This is a genomic window from Verrucomicrobiaceae bacterium, from assembly GCA_016713035.1.
Classification (GTDB): domain Bacteria; phylum Verrucomicrobiota; class Verrucomicrobiia; order Verrucomicrobiales; family Verrucomicrobiaceae; genus Prosthecobacter.
Window position 1 is genome coordinate 363,869 of sequence record JADJPW010000002.1, and the last position, 25,744, is coordinate 389,612.

Sequence of the window (25,744 nt, forward strand, 5' to 3'; positions counted from 1 at the left end):
TCTATTCGAGCACTTTGATCTTCAGATTCCGATACCACACGGGTGCCTGCGCTTTGCCATGGAGGCCCTGGAGGCCGATGGGGCCACTGCGGGCGAAGTCTTTGAGCGCTTTCTTGAACTTGTTCGGTGTGCCATCTGGGTTTTTGCCGATCTCGGGCCAGTTATCCAGATTCGCGTCGATGACGGTCTGGCCATTGAAGACCACGGTGACTTGGGGGCCTTTGCAGGTGATGGTGTAGTGATTCCATTCGCCCACGGGCTTCGCGGCACTCTTGCTAGGCGGGATGGCATCATAAATGGCAGCGACCATGCCGTATTTGCTGCCGTCAGCGCTGTCGTGGACCTGTATTTCGAGGGCGGAGAGCACATCTTTGATGTTGCCGGAGCGGAGGAAGACGCCGCTGTTGGATTCCTTGGCCACTTTGAATTCCAGATCGAGGATGAAGTCGCCATACGACTCCTTCGTCCACAGAGTGTCGTGGTCTTTGGCGACGAGCTCGCCACTCGTGAAGCCCCAGCCGCCGGGAGCGACGCTGTTGGACAGATCGGTGGCGAAGAGGTCTTTCCAGCCCGTGGTGTCTGGATGATCTGCGGCGAGGGCGAGCGTGGAGAGGAGTGAGAAGAGGGCAGTGAGTTTCATGGGATGCATGCAAACGTGAAGCAGGAGGCGTAGATTCCAAGTTTTATGCCGCCAGGAACGCGGCTATGGGAGCTGCCTCATGCCTTTTTCATCCCTCGGCCTCTCCGCGCCGCTCCTCCGTGCTGTCCAGCAGCATCCCGCACCCACTCCTGTGCAGTCCGCCGCCATCCCGGTGATCCTGCGTGGTGGCGACCTGCTGGCCACGGCACAGACGGGCTCTGGAAAGACGCTGGCCTATGTGCTGCCGCTGGTGCAGCGCTGGCTGGGCACGCGGGTGGAGCGGCCGCGCCGTGTGCAGGTGCTGATCCTGGTGCCCACGCGTGAGCTAGCGGCGCAGGTCACTGAGACGGTGCGGCGCTGCGCGGTGCAGCTGCCAGAGGCGCTGCGGGTCGTCGGTGTCTATGGCGGTGTGTCGATCAATCCGCAGATGATGGCGCTGCGCGGTGGAGCGGACTTTGTGGTGGCGACGCCGGGGAGATTGCTCGATCTCATCGATCAAAATGCACTGCATCTCGCACAAGTGGCCACGCTGGTGCTCGATGAGGCAGATCGCATGCTCGATCTGGGCTTTGCAAAAGAGCTGCGCCGCGTGCTGGCGCTGCTGCCAAAGAATCGGCAGAATTTGCTCTTCTCCGCTACTTTCCCCAAGGCGATCCAGGCCCTAGCGGATGATCTGCTGCATGCACCCGAGCGGATCGAGATCGAGGGGCCGAGCACGCAGGAGCCCATCATCGAGCAGCGAGCCATCGAGGTGGATACCGCGCTGCGCACACCGTTGCTGCGGCATTTGATCCAGACAGAGGGCTGGAAGCGAGTGCTCGTCTTTGTCGCAAAACAATACAGCGCCGAGCACGTGGCCGATAAGCTGCGCCGTGGCGGCATCAGCGCCCTAGCCTTTCATGGTGATCTCAGCCAAGGCGCACGCATGCAGGCGCTGGCGGACTTCAAGGGCTCACAGATTCAGGTGCTGGTGGCGACAGATCTCGCAGGGCGCGGGTTGGACATCGCGCTGCTGCCTGTGGTGGTGAATTACGACCTGCCACGCTCCGCCGTGGACTACACGCACCGCATTGGCCGCACAGGCCGCGCGGGGGAGGGTGGACTGGCGGTGAGTTTCATCACAGCAGAGTCGCACGCGCATTTTTGCCTGATCGAAAAGCGCCACCGCCTGAACTTGGTGCGGGAGCATGTGCCGGGCTTCGAGCCCCAGGATCAGCCGCCTCCACCTCCCGGCACCGGTGGCATCAAAGGCCGGCGCAAAAGCAAAAAGGACAAGCTCAGGGAGCGAGCTGCACGCGGGGGCTGAGATTACACCCGCACCATGTCTTTGAGCACCTGCCAGTAGAGGTAAAAACAGCCGCGCCAGGAGTAGCGGAACTCAGTTTCACCTGCTTTGACGATCAGGCCCTCGGTCAGGTTGTGATCGACCTGCACATTCATGTCACGCTGGATGTAGGCGTGGAGGAACTCCGTATCCTGCGGAGCGAGGTCCTCTGTCTCCACCGCCAGAGCTGCTAGGAACTCCAGGTGCTCACCGAGTAAGTCATCAAAGGACTGCGCAGACTCATAGCGGTTCATGAGATGCCGCGGCGCATGCTTCATCACAGCGGGAAAGGGGTAATTTGACGTGGTATAGACAGTGCCGCTCTTCGCACGGGAAGTGAGGCTCACATACGAAAAGCCCATCTCACCCTGCCGCGCCAGCGCCACACTAGCCTGCGTGCGGCTCTCCTCATGGTAAAAGAGGCGCATGAAGTGGTCCGTCTCACTCCACATCCATCCTGTGTCACCCACTTGGACGAAATCTGCTGCTTCTGCCTCACGCGAGAGCTCATTGAGATCCGGGAAAATCTCACGCGAGGGCGGAAAGCGGTGCGAGACCGTGTTTTTCATCGGAAAGCGCAGTCTGCGCACGCGGAACATGATCTCCATCCACGGCAGCAGCAGCCAGCCACCGATGAACAAGATGCCGCCAGCATGCTGTCCCTCCGTGAGGAAATACCCCGCCAGATACAGAGCCCCCATCAGGGCGATGGAGCCGATCTTGACGATGAGACGGCTATCAAAGGTGCGGCAGCCAAATCCAAAACCGCCAGCGCGGCCACATAAAGGATCTGCTGTAAGTTGGTGGGCTCCATAGATGAAATTCGTGCTAAAAACGACCGAGAGTAAAAGACCACGCGACACGAATCAATGATCACTTTTTGTCGCAGAGACCAAATACCAACAAAAGAGCCCCCACGGAGCCTCACGCCGCCTTTTGGGCTTCATACAGCGAGGCGATGCCCAGACTCAGCGCCCGCGTGGAGGCCGAGCGAAAGCCATTTTCACAGATCAGCGCCTCCATCTCCGCACCGGAGGGAAAGCGCTCAATACTGCCGCAGAGATACACATACGCCTCCCGCTTGCCCGTGATCCAGCCTGCCACACGAGTCATCACATGCTTCAGATAGAACAAATATAGCTGCCGGATGCCCGGCATACGCGGGATGGAGAAATCCAGCACAAAGAGCCTCCCGCCAGGCCGCAGCACGCGGCTCATCTCCTGCAGTGCCCCCGGCCAGGAAGCCATGTTCCTCAGGCCAAAACCCACCGTCAGCACATCAAAGGCACCATCCTGAAAAGGCAGCCGCATCCCATCCGCCGCGATCAGGCGCTGGAGCGAGCGCTTTTGTGCCTCACGCATCATCGGCACGGAAAAATCCGCTCCCAGCACCTGCGCCTGCGGGCAGGCACGCTGCACCGCCTGCGCCAGATCACCACTGCCGGTAGCGAGATCGAGGACTCGGCTAGGAGCCAGTTGCGCGATACGCCGCGCCACCACACGCCGCCACAGGCAGTCGATGCCGAGGCTCAGCACATGATTTGCCAGCACATAACGACTGGCGATGCCCGCGAAGGCCTCTCTGACAAATCCGGCGTCCTGCATGGTGGGGGGAGAAAAAAGAAACCGGGCTCTGCCATCTCCCCATCCCGACCCGGGCTGCGATACAGCCCGGGATGGTGCTCACGAAAGGACTCGAACCTTCACGATGTTACTCACTAGAACCTGAATCTAGCGCGTCTACCAATTCCGCCACGTGAGCAAGGGAGTCGGGTTGACCGGGCGCGGAGTCTGGTTCGCTGCATCCATTTCTCAAGCCCGAAATTCGTCTTTCTTCTGCGCGGTGCGGCCATGAGTCCTCTTCTTGCATCCACCGGGCAGCGGCAGTAAAGCCGCGCTCTCATGACCCAGGCCTTCGTACTCGGTGCGGGCATCGGTGAGCGACTGCGCCCCCTCACGGAGCAGCTCCCGAAGCCGCTCATCCCCGTCTTTCACCGTCCGCTCATCACCTACGCGTTCGATCACCTCCACGCCGCAGGCGTGCAGCGCCTCGTCGTGAATACCCACCACCTCGCCGCAGCCTACGACAGCGCTTTCCCAGATCACAGCTACCGTGGCATGCCCATCGCCCTCCGTCACGAGAGCCCCGTTCGGCTGGAAACCGCCGGCGGCATCGCCAACGTGCGCGATCTGCTCCAGGAGCAGCCTTTCCTCGTCTATAATGGCGACATCCTCACCAGCCTGCCCCTAGAGCCGCTCCTCCGGGAGCATGCTGAAAGTGGAAACATCGTCACCCTCGCCCTGCGCAGTCACGGGCCCGCGCTCCACATCGGTTACGACGCCGCTGGCCGCCGCGTCACCGACATCCGCAACAAGCTCGAGACCGGCGACGAGGGCACTCACCTCTTCACCGGCATCTACGCCTGCTCACCCGCCATCCATGACTGGATCACGCCGGGGAAGGTCGAGTCCGTCATCCCCATCTTCCTGGAAATGATCCGCCAGGGTGTCAAAGTCGGTGCCGTCGTGCTCGATGAGGGCGACTGGTGGGATCTGGGCAGCCGCACCCAGTACCTATCTGCCCACTCCGCTCTCAATGGCATGCACGGCCCCGCCATTCATCCAGAGGCCCACGTCGCCCCAGACGCCATCCTCCGCCGCACCAATGTCATCGGCCCAGGAGCCATCGTGGAAAGTGGTGTGCAGCTCGAAGACTGCATCCTCTGGCCCGGCGCACGCGTCGTGGCTGGTGCACGCCTCGCACGCTGCATCGTCCGCACCGGCATCGCCGCAGCAGGTCATTTTGAAGACATCGACTTTGATCCGTTTACTCCCACGCGATCTCAAAAACTCGATTCCTCAAAATGATCCAGACCACCACCGTCGGCTCCTATCCTGTCCCAGACTGGCTCCCAGCGCTGCCGAGTGAGCAGGCCCTCATCGACGCCACCCGCGTCATCTTTGATACTCAGCGCCAGGCCGGCATCGACCTCCCCACCGATGGCGAGCTCTACCGCTTCGATGTCAATCATCCCGATACCAACGGCATGATCGAGTACTTCGTCCACAAGCTCGGTGGCATCGACGCACGCGTGAGCCGTGCAGACACCGCTGCCTTCCGCGCAAAGCACGAAATGGCCTTTCGCAGCCGCCCCGCCGCCATCGTGCGCGGCCCCATCACCGAAGGAGTGCTCAATCTGCCAGAAGACTGCCTCCGTGCGAAAAAAGTCGCCGGAGGAGCCTTCAAATTCACCCTCACCAGCCCCTACATGCTCGCCCGAACCCTGCTGGATGAGCATTATCACGACTTCCAGGCGCTCAACATGGCCCTCGCAGATGCACTCGCTGCCCAGGCTGCCCATCTCGACTGCGACTGCGTCCAGATCGATGAGGCAAACATCCCCGGAAATCCTGCGGATGCCCCTATCGCCGCCGCAGGCATCAATCGCGTGCTCGATGCCGTCAGAGGCCAAAAAGCCGTCCACTTCTGCTTTGGCAACTACGGCGGCCAAACCATCCAAAAAGGCGAATGGGCCGCCTTGATCACCTTTTTGAATCATCTCCGCGCAGACCATCTCGTGCTCGAAATGGCCCACCGGCCAGAAAGTGACCTCGATGCCCTCCGCGGCCTCGATCCGCGCATAGGCATCGGACTCGGCGTCGTGGACATCAAAGTGAACCACATCGAAACCGCCGACGAAATCGCCCGCCGCATCGAAACGGCCCAAAACAAGCTCGGAACGGCCCGAATCGCCTTCATTCACCCTGATTGTGGCTTCTGGATGCTCAAACGCAGCATCGCCGACCGCAAGATCGAAGCCCTCGCCCGAGGCCGCGACCGCTACCTCGGCCGCTGAAAAGACGCATCTTTTTCAACGCCGCGCTTGTCATCGCTCCGGTTTTCTGGTGCCTTACCGGCATGTCCCACCCTGTCCTCCCTCAAGACGACGTCGCCGCCATTGACGAGCTTCGCCAAGTGTATGTGAAACTCAGCACCGAGCTGAAAAAAATCATCGTCGGCCAGGACAAGGTCGTCGAACAGCTCGCCATCTGCCTCTTTGCCCGTGGTCACGCCCTCCTCATGGGCGTCCCCGGTCTCGCCAAAACGCTGCTCATCTCCCGCCTCGCAGAGACGATGAGCCTCAGCTTCAGCCGCATCCAGTTCACGCCCGATTTGATGCCCATGGACATCACCGGCACCGACATCTTGCAGGAACTGCCCGGCGGCAAACGCGCCTTCGAGTTCGCCAAAGGCCCCGTCTTCGCAAACATCGTCCTCGCCGATGAAATCAACCGCGCCCCCGCCAAAACGCAGGCCGCCATGCTCGAAGCCATGCAGGAACACAAAGTCACCGTCGCTGGCCGCACCTACACGCTCGACAGCCCCTTCTTCGTCCTCGCCACGCAAAACCCCATCGAGCAAGAAGGCACCTATCCGCTCCCCGAGGCTCAGCTCGACCGTTTCATGTTCATGATCGGCGTCGATTACCCCAGCCGCGATGAAGAAATCGCCATCGCCAAAAGCACCACCGGCCAAACCTTGCCCAAACTCGAGCACATCATGGATGGTGCGAAAGTTTTAGCCTTCCAGGATCTCGTCCGTCGCGTCCCTGTGCCCGATCACATCTATGAATTCGCCGTCGATCTCGCCAGAAAGACCCGTCCCGCCAGCAGTGAAGCTCCCGCATGGCTCAAACCACTCGTGAGTTGGGGAGCTGGACCTCGTGCCGTGCAGTATTTGATCCTCGGTGCCAAAGCGCGAGCTGCGCTGAATGGCAGCTACATGGTGCGACTCGAAGACGTGATGGAAGTCGCGGAGCCTGTGCTGAGGCATCGCGTGATGACGACGTTCACGGCTGAGAGTGATGGTGTGACGAGCCGTGATGTGGCGAAGAGGCTCGTTGAGGAACTGGCGAAGGCGTAGTCGCTTCCGTTCGTCCTCGTCCTCCTACTCGAACTCGTCTTCGATCCTTCCGCTCCAACTCACCACAAAACCCCGCCGATCACTCGCCTCCTTCCCCATCCTCGATCCTCCCTCGCCATGCCCACCGCCCTCTTCGACCGCGAAAAGCTCGATGTTTACCAACTCGAGCTCTCTGTCATCGCGTGGCTTACGGAACTCTTTGAAGAACTTCGCGACATCAAAGGCGCTCGCCTCGCCGAAACTCTCGATCAACTCGACCGCGCCAGTCTTTCCGCCCTTCTCAACACCGCCGAGGGAAACGGCAAACGTGTCAGCCAGCTTCGCGCCCGGTTTTTCGACGATGCCCGAGGCTCCGCTACCGAATGCGCGGCCTGTCTGGATGCACTCGTCGCGAAACGAGCTTGTTCAGCGAAACGAGTCGATGAAGGAAAAGCGATGCTTCTGCGCATCGTGAGCATGCTGACGAAGCTGGTGGACCGATTTGACGATGTCTCGGGTGTTTCGAGAGCTGCAGAATCGAGGACGAGTTCGAGTAGGAGGACGAGGACGAGGACGAGGACGAAACTGGGAGGTTACCAACATGGCTGAGAACTCACGATCCTTTTTAGAGCCTGCGGTATTATCGCGCCTCATGGCCCTTCCCCTCAACGCCCGCCAAGCCATGCTCGGCAGCGTGTCCGGCAAGCACCGCAGTCCTGTTCGCGGCTCCTCGCTCGAATTCGCTCAATACCGCAAATACGTCCCCGGCGACGACACCCGCCGCCTCGACTGGCGCACCTGGGGCCGCAGCGACCGTTTCTACATCAAAGAATTCGAAGCCGACACCAATCTCCGCCTCTGCCTGCTCATCGACACCAGCGGCAGCATGAGCTTCGGCCCCGCTGGAGCCACACGCTTCGACTACGCCAAAAAACTCGCCGGAACGCTCGGCTACCTCGCCGCGCAACAGGGCGATGCCGTCGGCCTTTGGTCGCTCGCGGAAAAACCCGTCGAAATCCCCGCCAAACGCGGCGCGAGCCATCTCGGCCTCGTTTTGGACCAAATGGGCTCCATCCAGCCCGTCGGCGATACCACGCTGCTCACTGCCCTGCACGACGCCGCCGAAAAAATCCGCCAGCGAGCCCTCGTCGTCATTTTTAGCGATCTTTTCGTCCCTCCCACCGAGCTCAAAACGGCCATCCAGCATCTGCGCTTCCGCAAGCACGACGTCGCCGTCTTCCACCTGCTCGATCAGAAGGAACTCGACTTCGATTTCGACCGCCCCGCCCGCTTCATCGACCTCGAAGGCGGCGAAGCCCTGCTCGCCGATCCGAGCCTCATCCGTCGAAACTACCGCGAAGCCGTGAAGCAATACATGCACGAAATCGACGACCTCATCCGCACCACCGCCATCGACTACCACCGCGTGAAGCTGCACGAAAAATACGACGATGTGCTCGTGAAGTTCCTCCTCAGCCGCGTGCAGAAGAAAGGGGGACGGTGATGAGTGAACTCGTGGAAAGAGGTATTGAGCGCCTAGAGAGAGTCATTCAGCGCCTTCACCAATGGGGCCTTCGCAATCTTTGGTGGTTTCTCTTTTTCGTGGTCGGTTTGGATATGCTCTCGCTCTTTCGTGAGGCGCTTGAAAAGCACGACTTGGGGTGGCACATGTTTTCATTGTTGTTCCGCCTTGCCTTCGCAGTTTGGTTCTGGCGTATAAGTCGGAACATTAAAAAGCTGGAAGCTATGCGTCGGCAAGAACTCGAAGGGGGGGCGATTCACTACACCCATGACCTTCCTCGTCCCAGCGCTGCTTCTCGCCCTGCCACTCGCGGCGTTGCCGGTGGTCAGTCATTTGATCCATCTATATCGTCGGCGGCAGGTGAAGTGGGCGGCCATGAATTTGCCGCTGACAAGTCCTCCCACACCTCATACACTCACCCCATGACCCAAGTCGCCATCCAACTCCCCGACGAACTCGGCCAGTTTGTGCAGCAAAGCGTGCGCACGGGCGGATTCCATGACGCGAACGAGTTCTTCGTCAGCTTTGTCGCCACTTTGAAGGAGCAAACGGAGTCTCCGCTCACCGCCGAGGAGCAGGCGAAGCTCACTTCCCTGCGTGCCGACATCCAGCACGCCGTGGCCCAAGCCGAGTGCGGAGAAATCATTCGAGACTTCAAAATGGGTGCTTTCCTCGAAGAACGTCACCGCGAGCATGCCACGTCCGCCAAAGCCTGATTCTGCATGTCACGAGTTGATCTCACGCTCGATGCCCAGGCTGATCTCAAAGAGATTTGGGACTATGTGGCTCGTGACAGTGTGTTACAGGCAGACAAGCTCTTGAGCCGTTTTGAGGAGAAATGGATGCATCTGGCCAACCATCGCGGCTACGGACGCCCACGGCCCGAGCTTGCAATCGGATGTCGCAGTCATCCATTTGGCAACTACTGCTTCTACTTCCGCCAAACGAAGGATGGCATCCTGCTCCTGCGCGTGCTGCATTCCGCGCGTGACATCAGGCAAATCGAGTTTCCGAAACCCTGAGCATCATGCATCTACACCTCACAGAAACAAACATCCTCATGGCGCTTCGCATCACGCGCCAGCGTCGTGGAGTGCGGCGGCAGAGATGCCGGGGCCTCCCGGCATCGGCGACGCCGCTGTCGAGCGTCTCTAGGTCGTCGAAATCACCATCAGCCAGCGGCAGCGGTGTCGTCGGGGCAAAAGGCTTGCGCCTTGCCCCTTTGCCACCGCACTCCACCACTTCGATTCGAAGATGGATGATTCCCATTCTATTAAAATGCGACACTGACGGCACCGCTTTCGTGAATCTCACTATCATGCTCTTAACTCAACCTTTCCTGCTGCTATGATCAAAAAATTGATGAATGCTAAAGCTCCGAGTTTGAAGTTTCCGTATCTGACAATCCTGCTTACAATTCTACCTGTATTGCTCTCAATCTGGGGGGCTGTGCGCAGCGCTGCAAGTAGTGAACCCGATAATGATTTCATTACCGTGCAGTTTGTGATGGTAGGTATTTTTTCGCTAACAACTCTGATGACCTTGGCGGGCTGGGCTAACGGCCTTGTGGATGAAGTTAAAAATTTGAAATCAACCATTTGGGAATTGGAAGGCAAATTAAGTCGGCTCAAAACCGAACTGGCCCAAAAGGAAGAATCGAACACATGACCTTCCTCGTCCCAGCGCTGCTTCTCGCCCTGCCGCTCCGCCTATCGCGGCAGCGTCGTGGAGTGCGGTGGCAGAGATGCCGGGGCCTCCTGGCATCGGCGACGCCGCTGTCGAGCGAATCTAGGTCGTCGAAAACACCATCAGCCAGCGATAGCGGTGTCGTCGGGGCAAAAGGCTTGCGCCTTGCCCCTCTGCCACCGCACTCCACGACGCTGGCGCGTGAGAAAGGAGGCTGGTGATGCTCAAAAAACTTCTTCCACCAGCCCGGAAACAGCAGCCGCACTACAGCTTCATGCAGCCACGGGATTTCGCGATCTTTATTCTCCTCTCAAGCATGACTCTTCTCATGTATTGGTGGGCATTCTCGATTAGTGGCTCGTTTTCCACGAAATGGCTCAGTGAAGCGATCTTCATGACGGTTGTCGTGACTTTCTACGCTTGGCTGCGAATCAAGCGCCGAAATCTATATGCTGATTCGGGCGAAGTAACTCTAGCCTTGGTCTTATATATGGGTTTTGACGGCTTTTGGGAGATGCTGTTTGGCGGAGAAAACACATTCCAAATAGGCATGCTGGTCTTTTGCGTTCCTTTGGCCCTATTTTCTGCTTGGCAAATCACTCAGGCACCTCGCCATGCCCGTGAAATGCAGGAGGCACTTGAGGCTGCAAATAAGGTGGAACAAAAAAGGACACTGCCAAGTGGCCAGCACATCGACTTCCCATGACCTTCCTCGTCCCAGCGCTGCTTCTCGCCCTGCCGCTCGCGGCGTTGCCGGTGGTTATTCATTTGATCCACCTGTATCGGCGGCGGCAGGTGAAGTGGGCAGCGATGATGTTTCTGAGGATGGCGCAGCGGATGAACAAGGGGCTGTCGCGGCTGCGGCAGGTTTTGATCCTGGCGTTTCGCGTGCTGGCGGTGGCGGCGATCTTGTTTGTCATCACGCGGCCGATGGCGGGCGGTTTGCTCGGGCTGACGGGCGGTGTGCCGGACACGGTGATCGTGCTGCTGGACCGCTCGGCGAGCATGGAGCAGCAAAACCTCGCCACGGGCAGCAGCAAGCGCAGCGCAGGTCTCGCGAAGCTCTCGCAGGCGCTGCGGGACACGGTGGGCACTCGGTCCAAACTGGTGCTGATCGAGAATGCGCATCTCCAGCCGCAGGCGCTCGAAAAGCCGGAGTCGCTCACCGATTTGCCGATTACCGGCCCCACGGACACGAGCGCGGATGTGCCGGGGCTGCTGCAAAGTGCGCTGGATTACATCTCGAAGAACCAAACGGGCCGCACGGATGTGTGGGTGCTCAGTGATCTGCGCCAAAGCGATTGGGATGCCGGTGGCGGACGCTGGCAGGCGCTGCGCAGCGGCTTCGCCAGCCTCAAAGGCGTGCGTTTTCATCTGCTGACGTATGCGCAGCCTGTGGAGCAGAATTTGAGCATCAGCGTCGAGCGGGTCACGCGACGCGAAACGGCGGAAAAGGCCGAGTTGCTGCTCGATGTGCGTGTCACGCGGCCGGATTCGGCCAAGGAGCCGCTCGAACTGCCGCTGCGCTTCGTCGTGGGGGATGTGAGCACGACTTTCAAAGCGGAGATGAAGGACTCGCAGCTCGTTTTGCAGGCGCACGCCATCCCCATCGCCAAAACGATGAAGCAGGGCCACGGACGCGTCGAACTGCCCGCCGATGCCTCACCGAGCGACAACGTCTTCCACTTCGTCTTCGCCGAGCCGCCAGTGCTGCGCAGTGTGATCGTCAGCGAGGACGAAGCCACCTTCACGCCGCTGCAAGCCGCGCTCGAAGCCGCCGCCGATCCCACGCGGAAGTATGCCTGCACCGTTTTACCGCCGTCGCGAGCTGCGGAGATCGCGTGGGACGATACGGCACTGATTGTCTGGCATGCGCCGCTGCCGAAGGAGGGTGACCTCATTACCAAGCAATTTCGCGAATGCTCGCTGCGTGCTGTTTTTACCTCCCGATTCTCCGAACACGAATGCCTTCGCGGGGCTGCATTGGGGCGCATGGAGCGGCGAAAGCAAACCAGCCACCGTGAGCTGGTGGCGCAACGACGCGGGCCTGCTCGCGAACACACGCAGCGGCACCGCGCTGCCGCTCGGCGACCTCGAAGTGCAGCGCCGCTGTGAAATCCTCGGTGAAGGCACGCCGCTGGCCCGTCTCGGTGAAAATCAGCCGCTGCTGATGCGTGCGGACACGACGGGTGAAAACCAAGTCTGGTTCCTCGGCACGCTGCCCGGCTCTGGAGTATCCACTCTAGCACGCGATGGCGTGGTGATGTTTGCGATGCTGCACCGGGCGCTCAATGATGGCTCGCGGGGGCTTGGGAAAGCGCAGCAGCGTGAAGCGGGTGTGAATGCGCTCGGCGCTGGCGAGTGGAAAAGACGCGGTGAGGCTGTTTTGAGCACCGAACTGCCTCTGCGGGCTGGAATCGCCGAAAGTGGCGAAAAGCTCGTGGCGCTGAATCGCCCGCTCCGTGAGGATTTGCCCGATTTTCTCGGCAAAACGGCTCTCAGTGAGCTTTTTGCCGGTTTGGATCACCAAATCATCGAAGACCGCGTGGAGGACGAAAAGAGCCTGGCGAGTGAGGTTTGGCGGACGTTCCTGTTTTTGATGGCGATTGCGCTGCTGGGCGAAGCACTGCTGTGCATGCCGCCGAAACGCGAGGTGACAGCTCGCACGGTTTAGCCGAAAAGTGGCGATTGGAGGCCCCAATCACACGCCACCGAAGCGGCGCTCGCGGTTGTTGTAGATGCGGATGGCATCCATGAGGGCTTCTTTATCGAAATCGGGCCAGAGTTTTTCCGTGATGACGAATTCCGTGTAACTGAGCTGCCAGAGGAGGAAGTTCGAGAGGCGCATCTCACCGCTGGTGCGGATCATGAGATCGGGGTCAGGGTAATAGCGGGTGTAGAGATGCTTGGAAAAGACCTCGGTGTCGATCATGGCCTTATCGAGGTGGCCTTTCTCCACGGACTCTATGAGGCTCTTCACGCCATCGACGATCTCTTCCCGGCCGCCGTAGCTGAGGGCGAGGATGAGCGTGAGGCCGGTATTCTGCGCTGTGGCAGAGATGCAGCGGTGCAGCTCATCCTGGCAAAACTGCGGCAGCGCATGCAGGCGACCGATGGCCTGGAGGCGGATGTTTTGCTCCAGCATGACGGGCAGCTCGGTGCTCAAAAAAAGCACCAAGAGCTTCATGAGGGCATCCACTTCACGTTTTGGGCGCTTCCAGTTCTCTGAGGAAAAGGCGTAGAGGGTGAGGAACTCCACGCCGAGCTCGCCGCAGGCCTCTGTGACCTTGCGCACGACCTGGGCACCGACGCGGTGGCCCTCCGTGCGTGGGAGGTCGCGTTTTTTTGCCCAGCGACCATTGCCATCCATGATCATGGCGATGTGGCGGGGGATTTTGAGTTCTTCGGCGTGCGTACGGCTCATGTGAAGGGGTGAAAAATAGCGTGGGCGCAGGAATTAGCCAGTTTCGACTCGCACGAAGACTCGTTCATGGGTTATGTTTGGCACATCAACAGCCATGAGCCAGGGAATCGTCGCCAGTGTCCAATGTCCTGCCTGCGGGCAGGCCTTTCTTTGCCAGCAGCAAAACGCCGCTGGTATGGTGAGCTGTCCACACTGTGCCCGGCATGCTCCGCGCTCCGCCTTCATCACCCACGGCCATGTCGCGGCGGTGAGCCAGGAGCGCCGCCGTGTGTCCGCTGCGCCTGAGGAGCAGCCCATGGTGGCCCCTTCGCCCGAGGCGGCAGAGTGGGCGCGGCAGCAGTTCGCCCCAGCGGCCCCCGAGTTCACACCCCAGCCACAGTCTCCTTCCGCACCACAAAAGTCCGCCTCGCAGTCGCAGATGCAGTGGCACTCATTGCCTGACCGTCCAGTGGATCAGGGTGTGGTGCCTGGGACAGTGCAGGAGGTGGACGAGGATTTCGTGCCGGAGCACTTGAAGCCTTCGCCTTGGCCATGGGTAGCGGCCTTTGCCATTCTCACGACGCTGATGGGCGGTGGCCTGTGGGTATGGATGGAGCACCGAGCGGAGCAGGGAGGCAGCGAGACGCGCTGGCCCTAGTGTCCCCACATTAAAAGAGCCACTGCCCGAGGTGCCTAGAAAGCCGCCCACGACCATTCCAGAGATCGCCCTGGAAAAACTGCGGACATCACCGCCGGATACCGTGGCTCTCGGGGCAGAGTTCCGTTACCTCATTCCAGAGCTTTTTAATGCCAAGACGCCTGAGGCGCGGCAGGCTTGTGTGCATGAGGGAGCAAAGTATGCCGAGCAGATCGAGGCCATGTTCGGTCCGCAGAATGCGGTGCGCCCGATCCTCAAGGCTCTGATGCCACTGCGTGGACTCGCGGTGCGCATCCCTGATGCGGAGATCACCGTGTTCTACCGGGTGACTACAGCGACGAACAGCGGCGTCTTTGTGCGCCTGCTGCCTGGGGCCGATGGGAAGCCGCGCATTGATTGGCCGTTGTTCCAGGAGTCGCTGGAGAAGCGGACTCTCAAATCCCTGAAAGAGCAGCCGGATGAGCCCGTGTGGAGCACGGGGCTGCTGCGTCCGAATCATGGCTTCGAGCTACCTGTCGCCGAGCGGGAGAACTACCATTGCTATCAGCTACAAACTCTGGCGGATGGCAGTGAGCCGCTGGAGGCCTGTGTACCGAAAAATACGCCACTGGGCCGCTTTATGGATCGCTCGACCACCTGGGGGCAGGCATACGTGGTGCGGGTGCTGGTGCGCCGTATTTCCTTCGGAGAGAAACGTGAAGATTTGGTACTGCTCGTCGATTGTGAAGGTGCAGTCACCGATGCGAAGCCCGCCATGGCAGTGGAGGCACCTGAGCCAACTGCGGGCGAGAGCGTGCGCCCCGCGCAGCCGGTGAAGTGAATGGAGAAACTCACGCAAACACCCACAGGCATGAACGTGGCGAGTGCCACGCATTGATCATTTCCGGTTCAAGACGGCACGGAGCTGCTCCAGGGCATCTGCGGCGGCGGATTCGATTTCGTTGGCCGAGAGGGGCGGAGGCAACAAACCGGAGCGACTGATGCCGCCGGGCTCTAACAGAGCTGCGCTGAGCGGTAGTAGCTGCCAGGGGCCACCTGGCCGCGCCACAGCGAGCCGCGGCACGCCTGCATCATGCGCTGGGAGGCTGCGAGTGGTGGGTAGGATGTCGGCGCTGGCCTCGCATTGTGGACTGATGAGGAAGGCGTCGGTTTGTAGATGGTGGTGTGTGCCATAGGCCTCGCGCAGGGCCTGGAGGAGCTGGGCGTGGAGTGCTGGCTCTGCGACACGGCCAGCGAGAAGCGCCTTTCCATCGAGTAGCGCGAGCACGATGAAGGCGGGCTTTGGTGGCGAGGACGCTGGCACTGCGGGATCGCTGCCGCCTTGTAGCCAGTCGATGAGTGCTGCGTTGTCCGCGCGGAGTGTGCCGGCATCGAATCCGGCAGGCAGTGCCTCCTTTTTCCAAGAGGGATCAGCACGCGAGCCACGCCAGTCCAGCGCGGTCCATGCTGCACCACCGAAGCAGAGGTGAAAGGCCTTCCCCTCTGCTTTGGCACCCTTTTCTGGCAGCAAAGCGGCGGTGAGAGGTGGTAGGCCTGTGCGCTCCCAGCGCTGCGCATCGACACGCAGTGCATCATGCACACGATGAGTGGGGAATGCGGCCAGTGCCTCGGTGAGGAGGCGGCGCTTTTCGTCTGCGTGGCTGATTTCACCACGGAGGAGGATGTCCTGGCCTCGCACGGCGATGAAGAGGTGCGCGGGGGGTAGTTTTTCACGCGCCACACGCTCTGCCTCACGCTGAGTGGCCGCAGCATGCATGCGCTGCATCTGCTCGATGAGCGGCGCAGCCAGACCCGTCCACTCTGCATCGCTGATGCCTGCGGCGCTGGCTCGGCTGCGCAGAAAGGGCTCTGTCTCATGGAGTGGCAGTTTTTCCCAGCCAGCTCCGATGCGGGCGAGATGCAGCTCCACGCGGCTCGTGTCTGGAGCACGGATCGGTAGGCTGGTGAGCGTGGACTGAATGCCAGCGGCCTCATCATGCGCGGCGGAGTCATGCTGGAGGGAGCTCTCTAGCCGCATGCCAGACTCGCTCCATGCATCTGCGAGGCTGCGAGTGATGTCGCGGGCCTCGTACTCCGTCGCGGCGATGCCACGGAGCTGTGCTCTGTCTCCCTGCACCGCGAGTAGCAGCCAGCCTGCTGGGAATGGAGCGATCTCCACCTCACTGCGGACGGAGGCTACTGGATTGAGCTGCGTGACGGCTCCAAAGAGCGTGGGAGCACGCACTTCATTCTGTAGAGTATCTAGGAGAATACGGGCATCCGTGGCGCTGCGCACTTTGCCCGTGGGTATGGCCGTTTGGCTATCAAAATGCAGCTCCACGCGGCTGAGTCGGCCTTGGAGCGTTTTTTGTGCCTCCAGGGTGCTTTGGGCCGCGTGCAGCAGCTTGTCCTCCATCCGTGGCAGCAGGATGAAGACGCCGATGCACCAAAAAAAAGCGAGCGCCGCGATGAGTAGGGGCAAAGGCGGGCGCTGCATGATGGTGGTGGTGAGGGGGGGAGGGAGCTCAGAGCTTGCGCCGCATCTCTGCGACGTCTTCAAAAGATAGCTTCCGCAGCTCGCCGCGCTGATTTGCCTGGATGAACTCCTCGCGTGCCACATCCATGCCAGTGAGCCAGCCCTCGCCAAAGGCCCAGGTGTCGATGCAGATGCACCCAGGCTTCATCGCGGGCAGTCCGCTCTTTTGTGCGGTGTGACCACAGATGAGCGTTTTGCCAGAAAAATGAGCGTGGGCCTCATCAAAGCGCCGCCAGAAGAGCCAGGTGTCCTTTTGATCCGCCAGCGGGTAGGCACTCTCGATGGTGGCGTGGGTGAAGAGATGTGTCTCTGTCTCAAAGTAGCGTTGGCAGCGCTTTTCCAGGAAATGCCAGTGTGCATCGGGCACGGCGCTCCACTCTGGCCCGGTCACATCGGTGTAGCTGGCCAGGGTATTCGCCCCGCCGACCATGTACCAGTTTCTGTAGTCGAAGATGCCGCTGCGAGAGTCGAGCATGAGTAGCTCATGATTGCCGATGAGGGGCACGAGCTGTGTGCGGGAATCGAGCGCGATGAGCCGCTGGATCACGCCTTTGGAGTCTGGGCCACGGTCCACGTAATCACCCAGGGTGACGAGTGTGTCCTCACGCTGCGGTGCCAGCTCCTGCAAAAGCCTGTCCAGCGCTGTGGAGCAGCCGTGGATGTCGCCGATGACGAGGGTGCGCATGAGTGGGAGATAAAAGGGGCTGCGGGAGCAGGAAAACGGCGGCGAAAATGGCGGCCCCTGCTGGAATGGCAACCAGAGAGTGCAGGGGATGCGTAACCACGCTCTCCCCTGGAATCCAGCCTCCTACCCCTCTCTACGCGAGCATCGCCATCACGATGCCGATGACAATGATGATCAGCAGTACGATCACGAACAGCTTCAAGATGCCGCTTTTCCGCTTCACATGCGGCGTGGCGGCCATGATGCGGTGATAATCTGGGGTCATCACGAATTTCCCTTGGGCGCTAGATAGCTTCACCAGGACGTAAATACTGATCAGTGTACCTATGGGGAAGCCGAGCAGGCCGATCGTCGCGAAAATGGCCGTCGGGATGCGTGACCAGCTCTTTAAACGACGAATGCCGTAAGCTGCGATACCCTGACCGACCCCGAGGAGTAGGAGAATGGCACCCACCACCACAGGCGAGGCACCTTCCATGCCCTGCAACAGTATGCCCCTGAGGCCCATGACGTCTGCAAAGATCATGAAAAAAGGCCCCAAAATAATACAAAAAGCCCACCGACTTCAGCGCGGCCTCGGTTTCGATATGCTTCCTGCGGATGACCTCATCCTCAGTGTCGATTTGGAGCACTTCAGACTGCGGGGCGGCGTAGGGGTTGATTTCCATTTCTGCTTTTAGCGGATTGGTGTTTTGTTCGTCACGCAGAAAATTGTGGAGGGCTTGGCTTTTTTCTGACTGAGGCTGCAAGACCTCCCTTGGCATCCATTGTGCCAAGATTGGCTTCTTGGCCCTGTATTGACACCTTTTTCGAAGGCGGCGCGTTTTTGCCCCCATGAAAGCCACGCTGCATCTCTCGCTCGTCGCCGCTGTCTGCCTCATCAACAGCACCCAAGCCGCTGACACTTCCGCTGCCTCGAAACAGATCGACACCCTGCTCGCACAAAGCTGGCAGAAGCACCGAATCACGCCCAATCCGCTCGTGGATGATGCTACCTTCTTGCGCCGCACGTTTTTGACTGTCGTGGGCCGCATCCCCACTCTGGATGAGGCGCAGGCCTTTCACGCCAGCATCGCCAAGGACAAGCGAGCCAAGCTCATCGATTCACTGCTCGCCTCCGAGGGCTATGTGCAGCACTTTTTCAATTACTGGGCCGATGTGCTCCGTGCGCAGACCCAGGGTGGCGCGGGGAATACCACCTCTGAAAACTACGTCAATTACCTCCGCCAAGCCCTGCGCGAAAACAAGCCCTGGGACCAGCTCGCCCGTGAGCTCGTCTCCAGCGAGGGCACCTGTTTTGACACCGGTGCGATCGGCTACTACATGCGTGACCGCGGCATGCCGCTCGATAATTTATCGAACACCACGCGCATCTTCCTTGGCACCCGCATGGAGTGTGCCCAGTGCCACGACCATCCTTTCGATAAATGGACCCAGAAGCAGTTCTTCGAGATGGCCGCCTTCACGCACAACATGACCGCTGGCAGCTACCGGTCCAAAGGCAACGACAGCGTCAACAAGCTCATCCGTGCGGACAAATCGCTCGATAAAGAAACCCAGGATCTCATGCGGCAGGCGCTCCAAGAGGTCTTCCGCCCGCTGCGTGACACGCTGGTGGTGCAAAACAAGAGCCCCATCCGCCTCCCACATGATTACAAATACCCCGACGCAAAGCCGAAGGAGGTCGTCCCTGCCTCTGTCATGTTTGGCAAGCCCATCTCCCTGACCAAAGAATCCAACACCGTCGGCGAATTCGGCAAATGGCTCACATCGACAGAAAATCCGCGCTTCACCACCATCATCGCCAACCGTCTGTGGAAACGCGTCTTTGGAGCTGGCATCTACGAGCAGGTCGATGAGATGATGGACACCTCTGTCGCTGCGAACCCCGAGCTCATGCGTTTTCTCGAAAAACAAATGGTCGCCCTACATTACGACATGAAGGCCTATTTGCGCATACTGCTCAATACCCAGGCCTTTGCCCGGGCGAGTGAGAAGGAGGTCGCTCCTGGCGTGCCCTATTACTTCCAGGGCCCCGTCTTCCGCCGCATGACCGCCGAGCAGGTCTGGGACTCCATGGTCGCCCTAGTCAGTCCCGATCCTGAGCAGCCCAACTGGTCCGCCCGTGAGCGTGAGCGCCGCGACCTCGCGAACCGCCGCGACCTCACCGCCATGCTCGATAAAACCGAGGACACACTCCTCTTTGATGCTGCCAAGTCGCCGCAGCCATGAAGTCGCAAAACAAGGAATTCGATGCTCTGCGCAAAGAGCTCGATGTCGCCCGTGCCAAAGACGACAAGGAAAAGGCCCGCGAAATCCAGCGCCGCCTGGGGGAAAGCCAGCGCATCCTGCGGGAAACTGTCTCCAAGTGCTTCTACGAGGCTGCGAAGAAATCCAACAACAAAGAAATCCAGGCCCAGCTCGCCGCCAGCGCCGGAGATGGCCCCATGGAGATGGCGATGATGAACATGATGGAAAATGCCCGCGTCGATGCCAAAGCCGCCCCGCTCAATGACAAGCTCATCAGCCGCATCAAAGCCAGCGAAGCCCTCCTCGGCCTCAAAGACCCAAAGAGCATCAAAAGCTACGAAACCTATCAGAAGACGCTGCATCAGACATGGAGCCGTGCAGCGGAATTGCCCTCCCCAGCCCCACGCGGCCATTTCCTGCGCGAATTCGGCCAAAGTGACCGTGATGTGATCGAAAACGCCTCCGACGAGGCCTCCGTGCCACAAGCGCTCACCATCATGAATGGCGCACTTCTCGGCCAGATCACCAGCGGCTGGTCCACCTTTAGCCTGAACCTACGTAAGGCCACCAACAACGAGGAGAAGGTCAATACTCTCTTCCTCAGCCTCTACTCACGTCTCCCCACGGCGAAGGAAAAAGCCCACATGCTGCAAACCATCGAAAGCTACGCCTCCAACAAAAACCTCTGGGAAGACATCACCCTCGCTGCCCTCAGCACACAGCGATTCATCTTTATCGAGTGAGCGTGGTGATGACTAGGGGAGTGGTGTCGCCTGTGGGCGTGGAGTTGAGGCTCCTGGGACCTCAGGGCTACGCATCCGCGCCAATTCCTCTGCCATCGGGAGCTTCCAGGCTAGATAGAGAGTCAGCACCAGCATCGCCAGCATGAGCAGACAGATGAGATAAAAGCCGGGGCGTTGTTGGCTTTTCGAGCAGTCGAGCTCTTCGGCGAGGAAGCGAATGAGCTCCGTGTTCGCCTTTCCATCGACGGGTGGAGCGGCGAGTTTGATGAGGAGCACGGGACGGCCTTTTTCATCCGCAGTCCAGCCTGCGAAGGCGGATGCACGGGCATTGGGCGTGACGCGGACGGTGAGCTGGGCGGAGTCTGACATGAGAGGCTGGGGCGGGGGAGATTTAGGAAAGCATGCGCTGGCGCAGCTCTGGGGTGGGGAGCATGCAGCTCTGGTGCTTGCCGAACCACTGGTAGCGATGGCGAGCGATGAAGTAATACAGCGCATCCCGCAGGCTACGGGGGAGTGCTTTGAAGATCACCGCGAGGCTCCACCAGCCGCCCAGTGCCCGCGCGATCTCGATCCCGGCATCACTCGCACGGAATGCGCCGTGGGGTGTGATGAAGAGCATGGTGTGCGGTGCCTGCGGATCGAGCCCGTGCTCACGATAGAGGCGGGTTCCTAGCTCACTCTGGATCGGCGCAAATCGGATGCGTGCGTGCTTGTCGATCTTGACGAGGGTCTGCACACCGCCGTCGCAGAGATGGCAAATGCCGTCAAAGAGCAGCAGGTGATCGTGCGCGGCGTCGTAGCAGTTCATTTCAGTCCACTTCCTTCGCCGAGGGAGCGGCAAAAATCCACACGAGATACGCCAGCGTGAGCAGCGCGGCGGTGATGAGGGTGAAAAGCCATACCTCCGCATATGCCGTAGGCTGCATGAGCGGTGCGGCGATGCTGCGCATAAGTGCGAGTGGCCGTGTGAGGATGTCCCAGCTATTCCAGCGCAAAAAGCGGCCCAAATAGATGCCAAATCCCGTCAGAGGCATGACCAGCACCACCCCTGCCCAAGCTGTGCGATGGCTGAAATGCCGCGCTACCCAGGTCTGCACTAGGCGCAGGGACTCAAAGCCCAGCCACAGTGCCGTGAAGGAAAAGGAAAGCAGCATCGTGAGGTCAAACCACACTGGCACACCAACACGGGGCCGCAGGTGGATCAAATCCGTGAGCACATAGGGTGCATTCGGAAAGAAAAGCAGCCATAGCGCCAGCAGCGGCAGCGCCCGCGAGTAAACACGGCTGCGTGGCAGCAGTAGTGCGAAACCCAGCGGCAGCGCCGCCAGAAACAGATTCCACAGCATGAAACTGAAGTACGTGCCCCCACTGAGAAGGACGCGGGTAAAGTACAGCGCGGCACAGAACAAGATGGCGGCGATTTTCAGCAGAAAGATGCGCGGGGACATGGGGGCAGCTTCATGCCAGCCAGCGCATGCAGCAAATGCTTCACACCCATTTCACACAGACCTCATTTCCTGCGCTGATACTCGGTGAATCGCATGCTGTGCGCATTTTCCGCATCCGCATCCTGCCGCTGGCTGCTGGTGCAGATCCATTCATCCGGCGAGATGGCGGGGAAAGAGACTCCACTGCCCAGCGTGGTCTGGACCTCCGTGATGAGTAGCCGCTGGGCATACGGCATGGCTGCTGCATAGGCTGCGGAGCCGCCACAGACGAAGATTTCGCCCACTGCGCTGCTTTGGGCCAAAGCGAGAGCCTCCGCGACATCACGGACGGCATGCCCATTCGGCACGATGAGGCCCGAGTCATGCGTGAGCACCAGCGGCGTGTGATCGCGGAACCAGCCCCGCATCTCATCATACGTGCGTCGGCCGAGGAGCAGCCAACGGCCCGCCGTGATGGCACGAAAATGAAGGCGATCACGCGGTAGATCCCATGGCACACCCTTTTCACGCGAGATGAAGCCATCCTCCGACACAGCGGCGATGAGCGTGAGCCGTGGGCTGGTGTGTGGAGTGAGCGTGTTCACGTCGGGCTGCCAGTCGGCGGAGGAAAGATGGCGCTTTCTCCTTCATTCAGCACAGTGACTCGCCCCTCCAGCCCACGCTGCGCCACAGCAGTGATGAGCCGCTCCGCAGGCTCGTGCAGTGGCTCGCCACTGAGAGGGTAAGTATCAAAATGCATCGGCACCATGTGACGTGCACCAGTCATCAGAAAGGCATCCAGAGCCTCCTCTGGACTCATGTGAACCGGTCGTCCACTGGGTGGCTCATAGGCGCCGATAGGCATCAGTGCGACATCAATGCTGGCCCTGCGACCGATCTCCGCAAAACCATCAAACATGGAACTATCTCCACAATGATACACCGTGTGCCCAGGCCCCTGGATGAGATAACCACCGAATCCGCGATGCGTGTCATGGAGCATCCGTGCTCCCCAGTGCCGTGCCGGCGTGAGCGTGATGCGCAGCTCGGCAAAGGTGGCACTCTGCCAGGGGCGCAGCTCGACGATGCGGCCAAATCCACAGTTCTTCAGCAGCCCGCCTACTCCCTCCGGCACAATCACGGGCTGAGCCGCAGCCACTTTGCGCAGTGAGGGGACATGTAAATGGTCATGGTGCGCATGCGTGATCAGCACGAGATCGATTCGCGGCAGATCATGTGCCCAGACACTCGGATGGCGCACACGCTTGATCGGCCCCAGCCACAGAGCCCAGATCGGGTCGATGAGGATATTCATGCCACCGATTTGCACCAGGAAGCCCGCATGCCCCAGCCAAGTCACGGCCATCTCATCCACGGCGACTTCTGGAAGCGTCCCAAAATCATGCCCAGGGCGGCGCGGTGCCAGAAGCACCGGCAAAAGGACCTTATTGAGATAATCCATGTTCCGCTTCTGCCAGCCCTCGACGGGGCGCAGGCCGATTTGGTTTTGCCCATCTCCCTCGACTCTACCGAGCAAGGAGGAGCGGCGTTTCGGCCGCAAGGTGATGACGCTGTCAGGCGTGTGGGCGTGGAGATCAGACATGATCCGGTGGGTATAACGGAGCCGTGCGGTGCGGAGTCTAGTCAGAGCGTCGTTTTTAAACAAGGAGGAAGTTCTTGGCAAAACGCGAACTCTCGCCAGCATGGCCGTCCAACGCTGGGAAACGTCTGTGACACAGGCTTTCTCCGTGCCGTAATTCCAACCCTGGAGCCAAGAGCATGAATGAAGTGTTGAACAAAAGTAGCGTGCTGGTTTTGAACCGGCATTGGCAAGCCATCGACGTGAAAACGCCCATCGAGGCCTTCGGCATGATCGCCGCAGGAAACGCCACCGCCCTCGACATCCATCCCGGAGGAGACATGCGGCCCGTGACCTGGGAGGAGTGGGTGCATCTGCCCGTACGACCAGAGGACAATGCCATCGGTACTGTCAGCGGCGGCGTGCGCATCCCCAGCGTGCTCGTGCTCGCCCGCTATGACAAAGTGCCGCGTCGGCGCCCCAAATTCTGCGCCAAAGCCATCTGGGAGCGAGATGGCGGCATCTGCCAATACACTGGACGAAAACTCCGGCCTCATGAGGGCAATATCGACCACATCGTCCCCATCTCACGCGGAGGCGGCACCAACTGGGAAAACTGCGTCCTCGCCGACCGGAAGATCAACAGCCGAAAAGGCAACAAGCTACCCGACGAAGCCGGTCTGAAGCTCCTGCGCCGACCCACGACACCACCAGAGCTACCCGTGACGCATCTGATCAAAAACACCCACCGCGTTCGCGATTGGGATCTATTCCTGCAGCATGTGAATGCCGCAGCCTCCTGAGCCCGCTCATCACACCACCGTTACCGCTTTGATCACCCCCGCAGCAGGGTCCAGCCAGGACTCCATGTGCTGCGGCAAATCTGCGAAATCGCAGCGGTGACTGATCCATGGACGCGTATCAATCTCGCCGCGCTGGATCATCCCCAAAATCCGTGGAAAATCCGCGCTTTGCGCATTCCTGCTAGCCAGCAGCGTCAGCTCCCGGCGATGAAAAAGCGGATCATCCAGCACCACAGACTCCTTCGTGATACCGACAAACACGATACGCCCAGTGAACTCCGCATAACCCAGCGTCGCACTCATCGACGCCGCATTCCCCGTCGCATCGAAAATCACCCGCGCCCTGTAATTCGCAGCCAGAGCCCCCGTAGCCCGCACACCAGCATAGTGCGTCTCCACAAAGGCACGGCGACGTGCATTGGACTCCAAAACCGTGATACGAGCACCCGCCGCACGCGCAAACTCCACCACCGTAAGCCCAATCGGCCCCGCTCCGATGATCAACACCTCATCATCAACCATCACCGAGGCGCGATTCACAGCATGGCAACCGATTGCCAGCGTCTCCACCAGCGCCAATTGCTCAAAAGCAAGTGCATTGCCTACATGGAGCTTCGCAGCCGGAAGCAGCAACTCCTCACGCATGCCCCCATCCGTATGCACACCTAACACCGCAAGCGTCTCACAGCAGTTCGTATTTCCACGTTTACAAGCCTGGCAACTGCCACAGTTCAGATAAGGCTCAACAGCGCAGCGATCACCAGACTTCACCCCAGTCACCCCTTCACCCGTCGCCAGCACCTCCACGCCCAACTCGTGCCCTAAAATGCGTGGGTATTCGATAAACGGCATCTTTCCGAGAAAGCCGCTGAAATCCGTGCCGCAGATGCCAATGGCACGCACACGCACCAGTACCTCACCAGCACCTGGAGAGCCCGTAGGCGTCGCGGGCACCCACTCGAAGCGGCGCGGCGCCACCAGAGCCAGTGCGCGGTGTGACATGCGTGGATGGAAATCGTGATTCAGCATACTTTTAAGATCATGCATCGCTACATCGAGCAATTGACGATTTTTCGTCATTTCAGGCTCCAGATGCGGACTTGGACGGGTAGCAATAGCACGCTCATACTGCTCCACGAGAGCACTCCCATCATCACGCTGCCCACACTCTTCCAGTAGCCCCTTTACTCGCTCCACCAGAGCCCGAGCGGAGCGGATACTACTCAGGCATTCCGCCTCTGTTCGTGCATGGAGCTCCAACCGGCGGAGTTGCTCACAGCGAAAGGCCCTGCATCGCACGGGCCGCTCCGAATAGATCGAGCACCCACCTTGCCGCAGTGCCGCGCAGGGCTGCTCCATAAAGCTCTCCCCATTTTTCCGCCGAATCCGCGCCCCCAGCTCCATGAGCCGTCCCGGTCTATCCGAAGGCTGCATCCGCACGATTTGGAACAAAGTCCCATCACAGCACATGCCGCAAGCAGCACACAAGCGGCTCGCAGCCTCAGCGGCGGTGGATTCATGCATAGGCATCATGCAACAACTACCCGATAACCACGTCAGTTTGCAAGCAATGACACACGATATGTAACTTTGAGCATGGCACAAA

General features: G+C 60.0%; 29 protein-coding genes, 1 tRNA gene and 1 pseudogene. 17 read left to right on the plus strand and 14 right to left on the minus strand.

Features of this window, described 5'->3' with window-relative positions; all coding sequences use genetic code 11:
* Position 1: 1 nt before the first annotated feature.
* The gene (locus IPK32_08420; GenBank protein ID MBK8091994.1) at positions 2-640 is read right to left on the minus strand and encodes a DUF1080 domain-containing protein; all 639 of its coding nucleotides are present in this window, start codon (positions 638-640) and stop codon (positions 2-4) included.
* 79 nt (positions 641-719) lie between these two features.
* On the opposite strand from IPK32_08420, the gene IPK32_08425 reads away from it, so the two are divergent.
* Positions 720-1,946 (plus strand): DEAD/DEAH box helicase, encoded by a 1,227-nt coding sequence (locus IPK32_08425; protein ID MBK8091995.1) that lies wholly within the window; start codon positions 720-722, stop codon positions 1,944-1,946.
* Positions 1,947-1,948: 2 nt separating this feature from the next.
* On the opposite strand, the gene IPK32_08430 is transcribed toward IPK32_08425, so the two are convergent.
* The 3 genes from IPK32_08430 to IPK32_08440 all read right to left on the minus strand — a co-directional run bounded on the left by IPK32_08430 (position 1,949) and on the right by IPK32_08440 (position 3,726).
* The gene (locus tag IPK32_08430) at positions 1,949-2,827 is read right to left on the minus strand and encodes a hypothetical protein (protein MBK8091996.1); all 879 of its coding nucleotides are present in this window, start codon (positions 2,825-2,827) and stop codon (positions 1,949-1,951) included.
* Positions 2,828-2,888: 61 nt separating this feature from the next.
* Positions 2,889-3,569: a ubiquinone/menaquinone biosynthesis methyltransferase gene (locus tag IPK32_08435; GenBank protein MBK8091997.1), complete on the minus strand. Its 681-nt coding sequence runs from the start codon at positions 3,567-3,569 to the stop codon at positions 2,889-2,891.
* A 72-nt stretch (positions 3,570-3,641) separates the two neighbouring features.
* Positions 3,642-3,726: transfer RNA gene (locus IPK32_08440), tRNA-Leu, on the minus strand.
* Between the two features lie 140 nt (positions 3,727-3,866).
* On the opposite strand from IPK32_08440, the gene IPK32_08445 reads away from it, so the two are divergent.
* From IPK32_08445 to IPK32_08495, 11 genes and pseudogenes are all read left to right on the plus strand, one after another.
* Positions 3,867-4,832 carry an NTP transferase domain-containing protein gene (locus IPK32_08445; protein ID MBK8091998.1) on the plus strand — a complete coding sequence of 322 codons (966 nt, stop codon included), beginning with the start codon at positions 3,867-3,869 and terminating at the stop codon, positions 4,830-4,832.
* Complete coding sequence (locus tag IPK32_08450; protein ID MBK8091999.1) at positions 4,829-5,821, plus strand: methionine synthase; 993 nt, start codon at positions 4,829-4,831, stop codon at positions 5,819-5,821. Before IPK32_08445 ends, IPK32_08450 begins: the two co-directional genes overlap by 4 nt.
* A 62-nt stretch (positions 5,822-5,883) precedes the next feature.
* The gene (locus IPK32_08455; GenBank protein ID MBK8092000.1) at positions 5,884-6,888 is read left to right on the plus strand and encodes an AAA family ATPase; all 1,005 of its coding nucleotides are present in this window, start codon (positions 5,884-5,886) and stop codon (positions 6,886-6,888) included.
* Positions 6,889-7,005: 117 nt separating this feature from the next.
* Positions 7,006-7,476 carry a four helix bundle protein gene (locus IPK32_08460; GenBank protein MBK8092001.1) on the plus strand — a complete coding sequence of 157 codons (471 nt, stop codon included), beginning with the start codon at positions 7,006-7,008 and terminating at the stop codon, positions 7,474-7,476.
* Complete coding sequence (locus tag IPK32_08465) at positions 7,469-8,371, plus strand: DUF58 domain-containing protein (protein MBK8092002.1); 903 nt, start codon at positions 7,469-7,471, stop codon at positions 8,369-8,371. The genes IPK32_08460 and IPK32_08465 overlap by 8 nt, the downstream gene beginning before the upstream one ends.
* Positions 8,372-8,656: 285 nt before the next feature.
* A complete protein-coding gene (locus tag IPK32_08470) occupies positions 8,657-8,815 on the plus strand; it encodes a hypothetical protein (GenBank protein ID MBK8092003.1) in 159 nt (52 codons plus the stop codon).
* Complete coding sequence (locus IPK32_08475) at positions 8,812-9,105, plus strand: hypothetical protein (GenBank protein ID MBK8092004.1); 294 nt, start codon at positions 8,812-8,814, stop codon at positions 9,103-9,105. Before IPK32_08470 ends, IPK32_08475 begins: the two co-directional genes overlap by 4 nt.
* 6 nt (positions 9,106-9,111) lie before the next feature.
* Entirely contained in the window at positions 9,112-9,411 is a 300-nt protein-coding gene (locus IPK32_08480) for a type II toxin-antitoxin system RelE/ParE family toxin (protein ID MBK8092005.1), read from the plus strand.
* A gap of 325 nt (positions 9,412-9,736) precedes the next feature.
* Entirely contained in the window at positions 9,737-10,057 is a 321-nt protein-coding gene (locus IPK32_08485; protein ID MBK8092006.1) for a hypothetical protein, read from the plus strand.
* 238 nt (positions 10,058-10,295) lie between these two features.
* Positions 10,296-10,781 (plus strand): hypothetical protein, encoded by a 486-nt coding sequence (locus IPK32_08490; GenBank protein MBK8092007.1) that lies wholly within the window; start codon positions 10,296-10,298, stop codon positions 10,779-10,781.
* Positions 10,778-12,749: pseudogene (locus IPK32_08495) on the plus strand (BatA domain-containing protein). The gene IPK32_08490 and the pseudogene IPK32_08495 overlap by 4 nt, the downstream one beginning before the upstream one ends.
* Positions 12,750-12,776: 27 nt before the next feature.
* Here the strand turns inward: IPK32_08495 and IPK32_08500 are convergent.
* Positions 12,777-13,499 (minus strand): isoprenyl transferase, encoded by a 723-nt coding sequence (locus IPK32_08500; protein ID MBK8092008.1) that lies wholly within the window; start codon positions 13,497-13,499, stop codon positions 12,777-12,779.
* 94 nt (positions 13,500-13,593) lie between these two features.
* On the opposite strand from IPK32_08500, the gene IPK32_08505 reads away from it, so the two are divergent.
* Positions 13,594-14,136: a hypothetical protein gene (locus tag IPK32_08505; protein MBK8092009.1), complete on the plus strand. Its 543-nt coding sequence runs from the start codon at positions 13,594-13,596 to the stop codon at positions 14,134-14,136.
* A gap of 31 nt (positions 14,137-14,167) precedes the next feature.
* A complete protein-coding gene (locus IPK32_08510) occupies positions 14,168-14,956 on the plus strand; it encodes a hypothetical protein (GenBank protein MBK8092010.1) in 789 nt (262 codons plus the stop codon).
* A 57-nt stretch (positions 14,957-15,013) separates the two neighbouring features.
* Here IPK32_08510 and IPK32_08515 read toward each other — a convergent pair whose 3' ends face one another.
* The 3 genes from IPK32_08515 to IPK32_08525 form a co-directional block, all read right to left on the minus strand.
* Positions 15,014-16,612, minus strand: coding sequence for a hypothetical protein (locus IPK32_08515; protein ID MBK8092011.1), 1,599 nt, complete (start codon positions 16,610-16,612; stop codon positions 15,014-15,016).
* Positions 16,613-16,640: 28 nt separating this feature from the next.
* Complete coding sequence (locus IPK32_08520) at positions 16,641-17,336, minus strand: serine/threonine protein phosphatase (protein MBK8092012.1); 696 nt, start codon at positions 17,334-17,336, stop codon at positions 16,641-16,643.
* Between the two features lie 133 nt (positions 17,337-17,469).
* Positions 17,470-17,862: a hypothetical protein gene (locus tag IPK32_08525; protein MBK8092013.1), complete on the minus strand. Its 393-nt coding sequence runs from the start codon at positions 17,860-17,862 to the stop codon at positions 17,470-17,472.
* A 308-nt stretch (positions 17,863-18,170) separates the two neighbouring features.
* Between IPK32_08525 and IPK32_08530 the strand changes: the two genes are divergently transcribed.
* Complete coding sequence (locus IPK32_08530) at positions 18,171-19,568, plus strand: DUF1549 domain-containing protein (protein ID MBK8092014.1); 1,398 nt, start codon at positions 18,171-18,173, stop codon at positions 19,566-19,568.
* Positions 19,565-20,329 carry a DUF1553 domain-containing protein gene (locus tag IPK32_08535; GenBank protein MBK8092015.1) on the plus strand — a complete coding sequence of 255 codons (765 nt, stop codon included), beginning with the start codon at positions 19,565-19,567 and terminating at the stop codon, positions 20,327-20,329. The genes IPK32_08530 and IPK32_08535 overlap by 4 nt, the downstream gene beginning before the upstream one ends.
* 12 nt (positions 20,330-20,341) lie before the next feature.
* Here the strand turns inward: IPK32_08535 and IPK32_08540 are convergent, their stop codons facing one another.
* The 5 genes from IPK32_08540 to IPK32_08560 form a co-directional block, all read right to left on the minus strand.
* Positions 20,342-20,698: a DUF167 domain-containing protein gene (locus tag IPK32_08540; GenBank protein ID MBK8092016.1), complete on the minus strand. Its 357-nt coding sequence runs from the start codon at positions 20,696-20,698 to the stop codon at positions 20,342-20,344.
* Positions 20,699-20,720: 22 nt separating this feature from the next.
* Positions 20,721-21,137, minus strand: coding sequence for a DUF393 domain-containing protein (locus tag IPK32_08545; protein ID MBK8092017.1), 417 nt, complete (start codon positions 21,135-21,137; stop codon positions 20,721-20,723).
* 1 nt (position 21,138) lies between these two features.
* Complete coding sequence (locus IPK32_08550; GenBank protein ID MBK8092018.1) at positions 21,139-21,777, minus strand: DUF1361 domain-containing protein; 639 nt, start codon at positions 21,775-21,777, stop codon at positions 21,139-21,141.
* 62 nt (positions 21,778-21,839) lie between these two features.
* Entirely contained in the window at positions 21,840-22,361 is a 522-nt protein-coding gene (locus IPK32_08555) for a dihydrofolate reductase (protein ID MBK8092019.1), read from the minus strand.
* Positions 22,358-23,359: an MBL fold metallo-hydrolase gene (locus IPK32_08560; GenBank protein MBK8092020.1), complete on the minus strand. Its 1,002-nt coding sequence runs from the start codon at positions 23,357-23,359 to the stop codon at positions 22,358-22,360. Before IPK32_08560 ends, IPK32_08555 begins: the two co-directional genes overlap by 4 nt.
* Positions 23,360-23,535: 176 nt before the next feature.
* On the opposite strand from IPK32_08560, the gene IPK32_08565 reads away from it, so the two are divergent.
* Positions 23,536-24,138, plus strand: coding sequence for an HNH endonuclease (locus IPK32_08565; GenBank protein ID MBK8092021.1), 603 nt, complete (start codon positions 23,536-23,538; stop codon positions 24,136-24,138).
* Between the two features lie 9 nt (positions 24,139-24,147).
* Here the strand turns inward: IPK32_08565 and IPK32_08570 are convergent, their stop codons facing one another.
* On the minus strand, positions 24,148-25,662 hold the full coding sequence (locus IPK32_08570) for an alcohol dehydrogenase catalytic domain-containing protein (protein MBK8092022.1): 1,515 nt from the start codon (positions 25,660-25,662) through the stop codon (positions 24,148-24,150).
* Between the last annotated feature and the right edge of the window lie 82 nt (positions 25,663-25,744).

Excerpts from the sequence above, each read along its gene's own strand:
- IPK32_08545 (MBK8092017.1), bottom strand. The coding sequence starts at position 21,137 with ATGAACTGCTACGACGCCGCGCACGATCACCTGCTGCTCTTTGACGGC.
- IPK32_08470 (MBK8092003.1), top strand. The coding sequence starts at position 8,657 with ATGACCTTCCTCGTCCCAGCGCTGCTTCTCGCCCTGCCACTCGCGGCG.
- IPK32_08485 (MBK8092006.1), top strand. The coding sequence starts at position 9,737 with ATGATCAAAAAATTGATGAATGCTAAAGCTCCGAGTTTGAAGTTTCCG.
- IPK32_08460 (MBK8092001.1), top strand. The coding sequence starts at position 7,006 with ATGCCCACCGCCCTCTTCGACCGCGAAAAGCTCGATGTTTACCAACTC.
- IPK32_08570 (MBK8092022.1), bottom strand. The coding sequence starts at position 25,662 with ATGCATGAATCCACCGCCGCTGAGGCTGCGAGCCGCTTGTGTGCTGCT.
- IPK32_08450 (MBK8091999.1), top strand. The coding sequence starts at position 4,829 with ATGATCCAGACCACCACCGTCGGCTCCTATCCTGTCCCAGACTGGCTC.
- IPK32_08535 (MBK8092015.1), top strand. The coding sequence starts at position 19,565 with ATGAAGTCGCAAAACAAGGAATTCGATGCTCTGCGCAAAGAGCTCGAT.
- IPK32_08525 (MBK8092013.1), bottom strand. The coding sequence starts at position 17,862 with ATGATCTTTGCAGACGTCATGGGCCTCAGGGGCATACTGTTGCAGGGC.
- IPK32_08530 (MBK8092014.1), top strand. The coding sequence starts at position 18,171 with ATGAAAGCCACGCTGCATCTCTCGCTCGTCGCCGCTGTCTGCCTCATC.
- IPK32_08540 (MBK8092016.1), bottom strand. The coding sequence starts at position 20,698 with ATGTCAGACTCCGCCCAGCTCACCGTCCGCGTCACGCCCAATGCCCGT.
- IPK32_08445 (MBK8091998.1), top strand. The coding sequence starts at position 3,867 with ATGACCCAGGCCTTCGTACTCGGTGCGGGCATCGGTGAGCGACTGCGC.
- IPK32_08420 (MBK8091994.1), bottom strand. The coding sequence starts at position 640 with ATGAAACTCACTGCCCTCTTCTCACTCCTCTCCACGCTCGCCCTCGCC.
- IPK32_08425 (MBK8091995.1), top strand. The coding sequence starts at position 720 with ATGCCTTTTTCATCCCTCGGCCTCTCCGCGCCGCTCCTCCGTGCTGTC.
- IPK32_08505 (MBK8092009.1), top strand. The coding sequence starts at position 13,594 with ATGAGCCAGGGAATCGTCGCCAGTGTCCAATGTCCTGCCTGCGGGCAG.
- IPK32_08500 (MBK8092008.1), bottom strand. The coding sequence starts at position 13,499 with ATGAGCCGTACGCACGCCGAAGAACTCAAAATCCCCCGCCACATCGCC.
- IPK32_08565 (MBK8092021.1), top strand. The coding sequence starts at position 23,536 with ATGAATGAAGTGTTGAACAAAAGTAGCGTGCTGGTTTTGAACCGGCAT.
- IPK32_08550 (MBK8092018.1), bottom strand. The coding sequence starts at position 21,777 with ATGTCCCCGCGCATCTTTCTGCTGAAAATCGCCGCCATCTTGTTCTGT.
- IPK32_08515 (MBK8092011.1), bottom strand. The coding sequence starts at position 16,612 with ATGCAGCGCCCGCCTTTGCCCCTACTCATCGCGGCGCTCGCTTTTTTT.
- IPK32_08455 (MBK8092000.1), top strand. The coding sequence starts at position 5,884 with ATGTCCCACCCTGTCCTCCCTCAAGACGACGTCGCCGCCATTGACGAG.
- IPK32_08480 (MBK8092005.1), top strand. The coding sequence starts at position 9,112 with ATGTCACGAGTTGATCTCACGCTCGATGCCCAGGCTGATCTCAAAGAG.
- IPK32_08475 (MBK8092004.1), top strand. The coding sequence starts at position 8,812 with ATGACCCAAGTCGCCATCCAACTCCCCGACGAACTCGGCCAGTTTGTG.
- IPK32_08560 (MBK8092020.1), bottom strand. The coding sequence starts at position 23,359 with ATGTCTGATCTCCACGCCCACACGCCTGACAGCGTCATCACCTTGCGG.
- IPK32_08435 (MBK8091997.1), bottom strand. The coding sequence starts at position 3,569 with ATGCAGGACGCCGGATTTGTCAGAGAGGCCTTCGCGGGCATCGCCAGT.
- IPK32_08465 (MBK8092002.1), top strand. The coding sequence starts at position 7,469 with ATGGCTGAGAACTCACGATCCTTTTTAGAGCCTGCGGTATTATCGCGC.
- IPK32_08490 (MBK8092007.1), top strand. The coding sequence starts at position 10,296 with ATGCTCAAAAAACTTCTTCCACCAGCCCGGAAACAGCAGCCGCACTAC.
- IPK32_08520 (MBK8092012.1), bottom strand. The coding sequence starts at position 17,336 with ATGCGCACCCTCGTCATCGGCGACATCCACGGCTGCTCCACAGCGCTG.